Below are 9,642 nucleotides of genomic sequence, written 5' to 3' on the forward strand. Positions count from 1 at the left end.
CCGCCTGTTTTTAACCGACACGCCGATGATGGATACCCGCGCGCCGCTGGAATTTAAAAAGGGTGCGTTTCCGCATACCGTCAGCCTGCCGCTGATGACCGATGCCGAACGGGCGAAAGTCGGNNATTAACAGCCGCCGGGGTATACGCACAGTGCATTGGTGAATTAACCGCCGCACGCAGCGATTACCGTGTCGAGGTTCAGGCATGAGCCGTCCCGATACACAGGATTTTACCCGCCTGTTTTTAACCGACACGCCAATGATGGATACCCGCGCGCCTTTAGAATTTAAAAAGGGCGCGTTTCCGCACACCGTCAGCTTGCCGCTGATGACCGACGCCGAACGGGCGAAAGTCGGTACCTGTTATAAACAGCAGGGTCAGGACGCCGCTATTGTGCTGGGCCATCAGCTGGTGGGCGGCAAGGTAAAACAACAGCGGCTGGAGCAATGGCTGGAATTTGCCCGTCAGCATCCTGATGGTTATCTCTATTGTTTCCGTGGCGGCCTGCGCAGTCAGATCGTACAGCAGTGGCTGAAAGAAGCCGGCTGTGATTACCCGCGCATTACCGGTGGCTACAAAGCCATGCGGCGTTTTTTAATTGATACGCTGGAGCGCATTGCGGCCGATGGCCAGTTCCGCGTACTGGCGGGTCATACCGGCTGCGCTAAAACCGATTTATTAAATGCTTTGCCGCACAGTATTGACCTTGAAGGTATTGCCCATCATCGCGGCAGTACTTTTGGCAAACGCCCGGCCGGGCAACCATCGCAGATTGATTTTGAAAACAAACTCGCGGTGGCGTTATTGCGTCAGGATCATGCGCATCCGGGGCGTCGTATTCTGCTCGAAGACGAAAGCATGCTGATTGGCCGCTGTGCGATTCCGGAATGTCTGCGTCTGCGTATGCTGGCCGCGCCACTGATTATTGTTGAAGCCTCGCTGGAACAGCGGGTCGAGCACAGCTTCCGTAATTATATTCTGCATAAACTGCAGGAGTGGCAGCAGGCTGAAGGCGAAGAGGCAGGCTTTGCGGCTTTCCGTGACGATCTGACCAAATCGCTGCAGAAAATTCAGCGTCGCCTTGGTGGTGTGCGCTATCAGCAGCTTGATGATTTATTGCAACAGGCACTGAACGAACACGAGCAAACGGGCGATAACAGCCTGCACCGCGAGTGGATCCGCATTATGCTCAGCGACTATTACGACCCGATGTACGAGTACCAGCTGACGCAGAAAAAAGGCCCGGTCGAATTCCGTGGTTCAGCTGCTGAGATTAACGACTACCTGAAAAATAATGAGTAAAACCATGAAAAAGACCTTTAAGTTTTCCGCAGCAGCAGGCCTGCTGCTCAGCGCCTTTTCCGCATTCGCCGATACCTTCGTATTTACCGCCATTCCGGATGAAGATGAATCACGCTTACAGCAACGCTTTAATAAAGTGGCCGATTATCTTTCGGCACAGACTGGCGCTGAGGTGAAGTACATTCCGGTAAAATCCTACGCCGCCGCCATTACCGCATTCCGTAACGATCAGGTGCAGCTGGCCTGGTTTGGTGGTTTATCCGGCGTGCAGGCGCGTAAGCTGGTGGCCGGTTCTGAAGCTATTGCTCAGGGCTATGAAGATCAGTTTTTTAAAACCTATTTTATTGCCAATAAAAGCGCGGGCCTGAATGCAGAAGAAACACTCTCTGCAGCACTGAAAGGCAAAACCTTTACCTTTGGTTCCAAAGGTTCTACTTCCGGCCGTTTAATGCCGGAGTTTTATCTGCGCGAACAATTTAACGCAGCTCCAGAGGATATTTTCTCGCGCGTTGGTTTCTCCGGCGATCACAGCCGTACCATTGCTCAGGTGCAGTCCGGTGCTTATCAGGTCGGTGCGGTTAATTACACCGTCTGGGATAACGAGCTGGCGGCCGGCAATATCGACCCGGAAAAAATTCAGGTGATCTGGACCACACCAACCTATCCGGATTATCAGTGGACTATCCGTGGTGATGTGGATGCCCGTTTCGGCAAAGGCTTTAAAGAAAAAATGCGTAAAGCCCTGTTGGAAATGAAAGATAAAGACCTGCTCGCCAGCTTTCCGCGTGAATCTTTTGTACCGGCCAGTAACGACGATTACGCGCCGATTGAAAATACCGCCCGTGCGATTGGCCTGCTGGAAGACTGATAACCATGAGTGTGAACGCGGATGCCGCTATCCTGTTTCAGTTACAGCAGTTTGATCTGACGCTGGGTAAGCACCGCGTTCTTCATGACATTAACCTGACTGTTCGTCGGGGCGAAAAAATAGCCATTATCGGCCCCTCCGGTGCCGGTAAATCCAGCCTGCTGGATGTTCTGTACCGCCAGCAGCCACAGCAGATTGCCCTCTGCCCACAGCAGGGTGGACTGGTGGATATGCTGTCGGTGTATAACAATATTTTTATGGGCGGGCTGGAGCGCCACAGCAGTGTTTATAATCTGCTGAATTTAATCCGCTCATTTAATACCCCACGTGCCGAAATTCAGCAGCTGTGTAACGAGCTTGGGTTAGAAGATAAACTCTGGCATTCGCCAGACCGGTTATCCGGTGGGCAACGTCAGCGGGTGGCCGTTGGTCGCGCGCTGTATCGTAAACAGCCGGTATTTCTTGGTGATGAACCGGTCTCTGCCCTCGACCCGCTGCAGGCCGAAAATATTCTGCAGTTGTTAATCAAGCGTCATAACACCCTGCTGGTCAGCCTGCATAACCGCCGTCTGGCACTTGCCCATTTTGATCGTGTGCTGGCGTTGCGCGCGGGTGAACTGGTTTACGATGGCCCGGCCGCAGCGTTAAGCAGCGACGATCTGGACGCTTTTTATGCGGCCTGATAACGACGCTTTAATGCTGCTGAACCGTTTACCCGGCGTGCGCCCGGCGCACAGCAGCGGTCGTCGTTTGCGCCGTATTTCCCTGTTATTTATTGCGATTGCCCTGGCTTGTATATTTCTGGCCGATCTGGCGCTTTATCCGACCGACCCATGGCGTGAACTCGGACGTATTGGCTGGGGCTTTATTACCCCGTACTGGGCTGACAGCAGTACGCTGTTCAGTGCGCTGGGCCAGACCGTTGCCTTTGCCTTACTGGCACTGATCATTTCAGTACCGCTGGGCTTAATGCTGGCGGTGTTTTATCACTGGCGGCCGGTGCGTATGCTGGCGGCGGCGGTACGTTCGGTACACGAAATATTCTGGGGGCTGTTATTTATGCAGCTCTATGGCCTCAGTGCCACCACCGGCTTGCTGGCGATTTTAATTCCTTATACCGGTGTGTTTGCCAAAGTATTTGCCGAAATGTTTGATCGCCAGGCGCCAGAGCCTGCGCTGGCTGTTTCACCTTTCAGCAGCCGCATCAGCCGCCATGCCTACACCTTAATTCCACAGAGTCTGGGCGAGATGCGCAGCTACTGCCGCTATCGTTTTGAGTGTGCCTTACGCTCCAGCGCCATTCTTGGTTTTATTGGTTTGCCAACACTCGGCTTTCATCTGGAGACCGCTTTTAAACAGGGGCAGTACAGCGAAGCCGCGGCTTTGCTCTGGGTGTTTTTTATATTAATTGCCAGTATCCGCTTCTGGTTACGTGGCTGGTTATTACCTGTTTATGCGGCATTGGCGCTCTGGTTGTTACCCCAGTCGCCGCCACTGGGCAGCAGCTATGCGTGGCAGTTTATCAGTCAGGATATCTGGCCACGGGCATTACAGCAGGGTGATCTGAGCGCAGCCGCGACCTGGTACTGGCGCGAATTCAGTCAGGTGGCCTGGCCGGCATTATTGCAGACGCTGTACCTTACCCAGATTGCTCTGGTACTGACCGGTGTGATTGCGCTGCTGTGTTACCCGCTGGCCAGTCAGGCGATCAGTGGCAGGGCCATGCGCTGGCCGGGGCGGTTATTACTGCTGATTATGCGCTCTACGCCGGAAATGATGATCGCCTTTATTCTGCTGTTACTGCTCGGGCCTTCCGGCTTACCGGCGGTGCTGGCGCTGGCATTACATAACGGTGGTTTAATTGCGTTCCTGCTCGCCAACCACAGCGAACAGCAGCCACAGCGTGCCGATGATCCACAGGGGATTAACCGTTACCTGTATCTGCATACGCCACGCTTATATCCGGGGTTTCTTGCCTTTTTATTTTATCGCTGGGAAGTCATCCTGCGCGAAAGCGCGATGATGGGAATTCTCGGTATTGCCACCCTGGGTTTTTATATTGACTCTGCATTTGAAGAAATCCGTTACGATAAGGCCTTCTTCCTGATTGTGGTCGCTGCCGCACTGAATATTCTGATCGACAGTCTGTCGCGCCGAATCCGCCGCCGGGCCGGTGCAGATCTGTCCGCTGGCGTTGGATAATGGTCTGGAATAATTCAGATTCCCGGGCCGCTTTCTTTATCTTCAATTAACCCCTTCTTCACCTACTAAATCAGGATACTGAGGCCAGCAGCCACATGGTTAACTCCGGAGTTAATTTCTGCCGGAGAGAATACTATGGCAATAAGAACAGTAAGCCGTTATATGCTGCTGGCACTCTGTATTGGCTGTGCAACCAGCAATGCCGGTCCGCTGAAACAGGTGGCCGTTATTCAGAGTTATCATCCGCAATATAATTGGGATGCGCAGTATCTGCAGGCACTGCAGGATAATATGAGCGAGAAATGTCAGCTGACGGCGTATTCAATGGACACCAAGCAGCTGGCTAAAAGTGACTGGCCGGAAAAAGCTGCCGAAATACAGCAAAGCATACGTCGCCTGGCTCCGGAACTGGTGATCATCGGTGACGATAATGCATTCTCGCTGATGGCTGAAAGCATTGCCGGAATGGGTATACCAGTGGTCTTTCTTGGTGTTAATGGCGGCCGCGCCCAGTATCCGTTTATCGATAACCCGTTAATTACCGGTGTACTGGAGCGGCCATTCTTTGTGCAGAACGTCCGCCATATGCGTAAGGTTCTGAAACGCGACAAACATTTTCTGATTCTTACCGATGACTCACCGACCATGAATAATGCCATCGGTGAGTTTTTTGGTGATGCCCGTACGATGGTTATTCATGGTACGCAGGTCGATGTGCTGATGACCAATAACCGCGAGCAATGGCTGCATGCAATAAGCTCTGCTTCTGAGCGCGGTATTGATGCTGTTATTGTCGGCACCCATCACACCATTCACGATCATAACGGGCAGCATGTCAGCCCGGAGGCGCTGATGAATGAAGCCTGGGGACAGGCGGAGGTGCCGATTTTTTCACTGTGGGATATTTTTGTTGGTGAGCATAAAGCCGCCGGTGGCTTTACCGTCTCGGCTTATCAGGAAGGCGTTACTGCTTCACGTCTGGCAATGATGATTCTTAACGGCACTCCGATATCCAGTATTAAGCCTCTGAATTCACTCAGCGGCCATTATGTTTACAGCCGTAAAGGTATGCAGCACTGGAACATTCATCTGTCGTCGCTGACGGCTTCGCAGACCACCTTTATTGAATAAATCCGGCATGTTTCCGCTGAGCGGCTCAGAGTGAACATTTTTACTGTTACCTGATGCCGCATTACATTCCGTATTCTCGTTCCACTCTTGCTATCCGCACCCGAAATCCAGAATACCATTGCCCGCGGCCAAGGCGTTGTGCTTCTTTATGATCGGCGTCGTTCTTCCAGCGATGGATAGCCTCAAGACTGTCCCAGTACGATACCGTAATACCCAGACCTTCCCTTGCTGATTCAATACCAAGAAACCCCGGCTGTCTTGCTGCTGCCTCAATCATGCGTGCAGCCATCTCAGCGTAACCGTTATCTCCTTCGGTGCGGTGACTGCTGAAAATAACAGCGTAGTAGGGTGGCTCGGGGGTTTGGGCTATTTCCGGCATAACAGACTCCTGCGCATATAATACTCACTGTCGGGACAGTAAATGCATGACGGTAATGTGCGCCCGCAGGAAAGTAAATATCATGGAATGGGCAGCAGCGTCTGTTGCTGATTGCCTGTATTTTTCCGGAAGGAAAGATTTAAAAGATTGGTATATCCCCGGAAGCCAAAGGCTTCCGGGGATAGCAGCAACGGCTTACTGACCGTAAACCATGGCCGGGAACCAGTTCACCAGTGACGGGAACATAATCAGCAGTGTCAGGCCCAGTAACTGCAGTACGATAAACGGAATAACACCACGGTAAATTGTACCGAGTTTGATTTCTGGCGGGCATACACCCTTCAGATAAAACAGTGCAAAGCCAACCGGTGGTGTCAGGAAGGATGTCTGCAACGTCACGGCAACCAGCATGACAAACCACACCATAATCGGCTGATCAATCACACCATAGCCATTAATAGAAATTTCCAGAGCATTAATTACCGGAGCGACCAGCGGTAATACGATCAGTGTAATTTCAATCCAGTCGAGTACAAAACCCAGAAGAAAAACAATGCCCAGCACAAACAGAATGATGCCATAAGGGCCAAAGGGCAAAGAGGTCAGGAAAGATTCAATGTACTCATCACCACCCAGCTCGCGCAGCACCAGCGCAAACATGGTTGCACCGATAAAGATCGCAAAAATATAACCACTGACGCTGAAAGTATTGTGCAGGCATTCACGCACCACATTGATATTCAGGCGGCCGTTATGCCAGGCCAGAAGAATCGCGGCGGCGGCACCAACAGCAGACGCTTCGGTTGGCGTTGCTATACCGGTAAAAATACTGCCCAGCACCGCAATAATCATCAGCAGTGTGGGGAGCACGGAACGCATAACGTTAACCCAGACTCTCCATGTTACCGGCTGTACATCTTCTGCCAGTGGCATGGAATGCGGGCGGATGATGCCCCAGCCCAGCACATAGACAATATACAGCACGCCCAGCAGAAGACCGGGGACGACGGCTCCCATAAACAGATCGCCGACAGACAGTGCCAGCTGATCCGCCATAATAACCAGCATAATGCTGGGCGGAATCAGAATGCCCAGTGTACCAGCGCTGGCAACGGTACCAACGGCAACGGTTTTACAGTAGCCCTGTTTGAGCATGGCGGGTAGTGACATTACCCCCAGCAGCACAACAGAAGCACCGACAATACCGGTAGAGGCGGCCAGAATAATCCCGATCAGAATAACAGTAATAGCCAGACCGCCACGTACCCGGCCAAATAATTCCTGAAAGGACTGCATCAGGTTTTCTGCCGCGCCGGATTTATCCAGCATATTTCCCATAAAAATAAACATGGGTAGCGCAACCAGAATCCAGTTGTCCATGATCTTATAAATACGGCTGACGACCAGGCCGATGGAATTAAAGTCGATACCTATCATGGTATCGAGATACATGTCGCTCATATACGCCAGAGCGGCAAACAATGTGCCGACACCACCCAGAACCCAGGCAATAGGAAATCCGGAAAAGAGCAGAAGGATAAAGCTGGCGAACATCGCCACTATCAGAATTTCATTAATTTCCATGGTTATTACCCCGTATCAGTAATACAGACTCGCGATACAGATGGTTGATAAAGGTAAGCATCATCAGGCCGACTGAAACAGGGATCATCGACTTGATCAGCCAGCGCCAGGGCAGACCGGCAGGGGCGAGAGAGCGCTCATTGATGCGCCAGGATTCGGCAACAAAATCCAGACTGTGAATAAACACGACGAACAGAAAAGGCATCGCCAGTAACAGAATTCCGGCTATTTCAGTCATGCTTTTCGCTCTGGCAGAAAAGCGTGCCTGCAGGACATCTACCCGTACATGACTGTTGGTCGCCTGTGCGTAAATAACACCAAAGAGTACGCCAATGGCATACAGGTGCCATTGCAGTTCTTCCAGTGCAATCAGACCAGCGCTGAAACCACGGCGCAGGGTTATCTGCAACAGAATAACGGCAATAAGAATGGCGTATACCCAGGACAGGTATTCGCAGCTTTTACGTAATACACGATCGACCGCATCTGCCAGCAGCACGGTCGAAGGTGGCCGGAGATCATTATTCATAACATTACCCGTTTAAAAACAGAAATACCGGCACAGGGTTCTGTACCGGTTTAAGGCAGGATTCAGTCGCGGTTGATAAAGGCGCGGCTTGACCAGAGTTTGTAGTTGTCGCGGAAGTTTTTCAGATCGTCATAAACCACGGCAAAGGTCGGATCTTTACGCTGTTCCTGAACCACCTCTTCCCATGCTGAACGGAACTGATCCATCATTTCCTTTGGCCAGGTACGGATTTCTACACCACGGACTTCGGCATTTTTCTTCATGGCTTCAAACTGAATGTACTCAGATTCCGCTACGGAGTTAGTTACGGATGCCTTACAGGTTGTGGAAATCTGTGCGCGCTGGCTGTCGCTCATGCCGTTCCAGGTATCTTTGTTGATCAGCAGTTCGAATACTGTGGCCTGCTGATGCCAGCCAGGGAAGTAGTTATATTTGGCCACTTTATAGAAGCCCAGCTTTTCGTCGATGGCTGGCTGTGAGAATTCGGTGGCATCAATTGCGCCTTTTTCCAGAGCACCAAAAATTTCACCACCCGGAATCAGAGAGGTGGATACTCCCAGTTTCTGCATAACTTCGCCGCCAAGGCCGTAGAAACGCATATTCAGGCCTTTAAGATCATCGACGCTGTTTACCGGTTTTTTAAACCAGCCGGATGTTTCCGGACTGATCAGGGCACAGGGCTCAACGTGTACGTTGTAGCCGCCGTCATCGTACATTTTCTGGTACAGCTTCAGGCCATTGCCGTAATACATCCACGCGGCAAACTCCGGAGCTTCAGGGCCGAACGGAATGGTAGAAAAGATTGCAGCAGCCGGCATTTTTCCTGCCCAGTAACCGGCAATAGAATAACCGGAGTTCACTTTACCGCTGGACACTGCATCCAGAATCTCCAGTGGCGCAACCAGTTTTCCCGGCTCGTAAATTTTCATTTTAATCTGACCGCCGGATACCAGAGGCAGCTGCTCAGATACCCAGGTGATCGGGGTTCCAAGGGCCGGCAGGTTGGAGCCGAAAGCAATGGGTGTTTTCAGTAATACAGGTTTTGCATGAACCGCAGCGGCACAGAGTACAAGAGCGGAAGCCGTCAGTAATGGCTTGATCATGGTTTTCATATCAGACTCCGGATTTATTATTTTCCTTTAATCTGAAAAGTCAGTTATCTGACAGATCAGGATTAAAAAAACTATATGAACCGGTTGGCTTTCACTCCATCCTTCTTTGGTAGGGACAATTAAAATAAGTGCAATACCTACTAAAGTAGGTGGCGGACAGTCAGATATCGCCATGCACAAAAAATACGGAAATAGTCAGCCATAATTGTCACTATAGCTGTGACGAAACGCCTGGCCTGTTATATGGTGCAGGAGCGGACTGAAAGAATAAGATGAGGTGCCACTTGATCGATTATCTGAGCAGTATATGGCTGGTTGGTCTTATTTCTTTGGCTTATGTGGGTTTTCTGTTTGTTCTGGCTATTCTGGGTGACCGTATCCGGAAGTCTTCATGGCAGCCCTATGTATACAGCCTGACTCTGGCAATATTCTGTACCACCTGGGCCTTCTATGGAACGGTTGAGCAGACCGTTCGGCATGGCTGGCTGCTGGCACCAACCTACCTGGGCGCGATTGTTTTAATTACCGTCGGC

10 protein-coding genes are annotated in these 9,642 nt (G+C 51.4%); 6 read left to right on the forward strand and 4 right to left on the reverse strand.

Annotation, left to right across the window (positions count from 1 at the left end; genetic code table 11):
* Positions 1-206 precede the first annotated feature (206 nt).
* The 5 genes from mnmH to B3P58_RS13480 all read left to right on the forward strand — a co-directional run bounded on the left by mnmH (position 207) and on the right by B3P58_RS13480 (position 5,505).
* Positions 207-1,304, forward strand: coding sequence for a tRNA 2-selenouridine(34) synthase MnmH (mnmH, locus tag B3P58_RS13460; protein ID WP_286718179.1), 1,098 nt, complete (start codon positions 207-209; stop codon positions 1,302-1,304).
* 4 nt (positions 1,305-1,308) lie between these two features.
* Positions 1,309-2,172 (forward strand): putative selenate ABC transporter substrate-binding protein, encoded by an 864-nt coding sequence (locus B3P58_RS13465; protein ID WP_286718182.1) that lies wholly within the window; start codon positions 1,309-1,311, stop codon positions 2,170-2,172.
* A 5-nt stretch (positions 2,173-2,177) separates the two neighbouring features.
* Positions 2,178-2,855: an ATP-binding cassette domain-containing protein gene (locus B3P58_RS13470; RefSeq protein ID WP_286718190.1), complete on the forward strand. Its 678-nt coding sequence runs from the start codon at positions 2,178-2,180 to the stop codon at positions 2,853-2,855.
* Complete coding sequence (locus tag B3P58_RS13475; RefSeq protein WP_286718192.1) at positions 2,845-4,374, forward strand: PhnE/PtxC family ABC transporter permease; 1,530 nt, start codon at positions 2,845-2,847, stop codon at positions 4,372-4,374. Before B3P58_RS13470 ends, B3P58_RS13475 begins: the two co-directional genes overlap by 11 nt.
* Positions 4,375-4,509: 135 nt before the next feature.
* Entirely contained in the window at positions 4,510-5,505 is a 996-nt protein-coding gene (locus tag B3P58_RS13480) for an ABC transporter substrate-binding protein (protein ID WP_286718195.1), read from the forward strand.
* A gap of 61 nt (positions 5,506-5,566) precedes the next feature.
* Here the strand turns inward: B3P58_RS13480 and B3P58_RS13485 are convergent, their stop codons facing one another.
* The 4 genes from B3P58_RS13485 to B3P58_RS13500 all read right to left on the reverse strand — a co-directional run bounded on the left by B3P58_RS13485 (position 5,567) and on the right by B3P58_RS13500 (position 9,109).
* Positions 5,567-5,884 (reverse strand): antibiotic biosynthesis monooxygenase family protein, encoded by a 318-nt coding sequence (locus tag B3P58_RS13485; protein WP_230330368.1) that lies wholly within the window; start codon positions 5,882-5,884, stop codon positions 5,567-5,569.
* A 195-nt stretch (positions 5,885-6,079) separates the two neighbouring features.
* The gene (locus B3P58_RS13490; protein WP_230330369.1) at positions 6,080-7,468 is read right to left on the reverse strand and encodes a TRAP transporter large permease; all 1,389 of its coding nucleotides are present in this window, start codon (positions 7,466-7,468) and stop codon (positions 6,080-6,082) included.
* Positions 7,458-7,997, reverse strand: a complete 540-nt coding sequence (locus B3P58_RS13495; protein ID WP_145467919.1) for a TRAP transporter small permease subunit — start codon at positions 7,995-7,997, stop codon at positions 7,458-7,460. The genes B3P58_RS13490 and B3P58_RS13495 overlap by 11 nt, the downstream gene beginning before the upstream one ends.
* A gap of 62 nt (positions 7,998-8,059) precedes the next feature.
* A complete protein-coding gene (locus tag B3P58_RS13500) occupies positions 8,060-9,109 on the reverse strand; it encodes a TRAP transporter substrate-binding protein (protein ID WP_145467921.1) in 1,050 nt (349 codons plus the stop codon).
* 284 nt (positions 9,110-9,393) lie between these two features.
* Here B3P58_RS13500 and B3P58_RS13505 point away from each other — a divergent pair.
* On the forward strand, positions 9,394-9,642 hold a 249-nt coding region (locus B3P58_RS13505; RefSeq protein WP_286718201.1), incomplete at its 3' end, for a hypothetical protein.

Origin of the sequence: Thalassolituus sp. UBA2009, assembly GCF_002335285.1 — a bacterium.
Taxonomy (GTDB): Bacteria; Pseudomonadota; Gammaproteobacteria; order Pseudomonadales; family Oceanobacteraceae; genus Venatoribacter; species Venatoribacter alkanivorans.

Coding starts and splice junctions, on each gene's coding strand:
- mnmH (WP_286718179.1), top strand. CDS start 207: ATGAGCCGTCCCGATACACAGGATTTTACCCGCCTGTTTTTAACCGAC.
- B3P58_RS13465 (WP_286718182.1), top strand. CDS start 1,309: ATGAAAAAGACCTTTAAGTTTTCCGCAGCAGCAGGCCTGCTGCTCAGC.
- B3P58_RS13470 (WP_286718190.1), top strand. CDS start 2,178: ATGAGTGTGAACGCGGATGCCGCTATCCTGTTTCAGTTACAGCAGTTT.
- B3P58_RS13475 (WP_286718192.1), top strand. CDS start 2,845: ATGCGGCCTGATAACGACGCTTTAATGCTGCTGAACCGTTTACCCGGC.
- B3P58_RS13480 (WP_286718195.1), top strand. CDS start 4,510: ATGGCAATAAGAACAGTAAGCCGTTATATGCTGCTGGCACTCTGTATT.
- B3P58_RS13485 (WP_230330368.1), bottom strand. CDS start 5,884: ATGCCGGAAATAGCCCAAACCCCCGAGCCACCCTACTACGCTGTTATT.
- B3P58_RS13490 (WP_230330369.1), bottom strand. CDS start 7,468: ATGGAAATTAATGAAATTCTGATAGTGGCGATGTTCGCCAGCTTTATC.
- B3P58_RS13495 (WP_145467919.1), bottom strand. CDS start 7,997: ATGAATAATGATCTCCGGCCACCTTCGACCGTGCTGCTGGCAGATGCG.
- B3P58_RS13500 (WP_145467921.1), bottom strand. CDS start 9,109: ATGAAAACCATGATCAAGCCATTACTGACGGCTTCCGCTCTTGTACTC.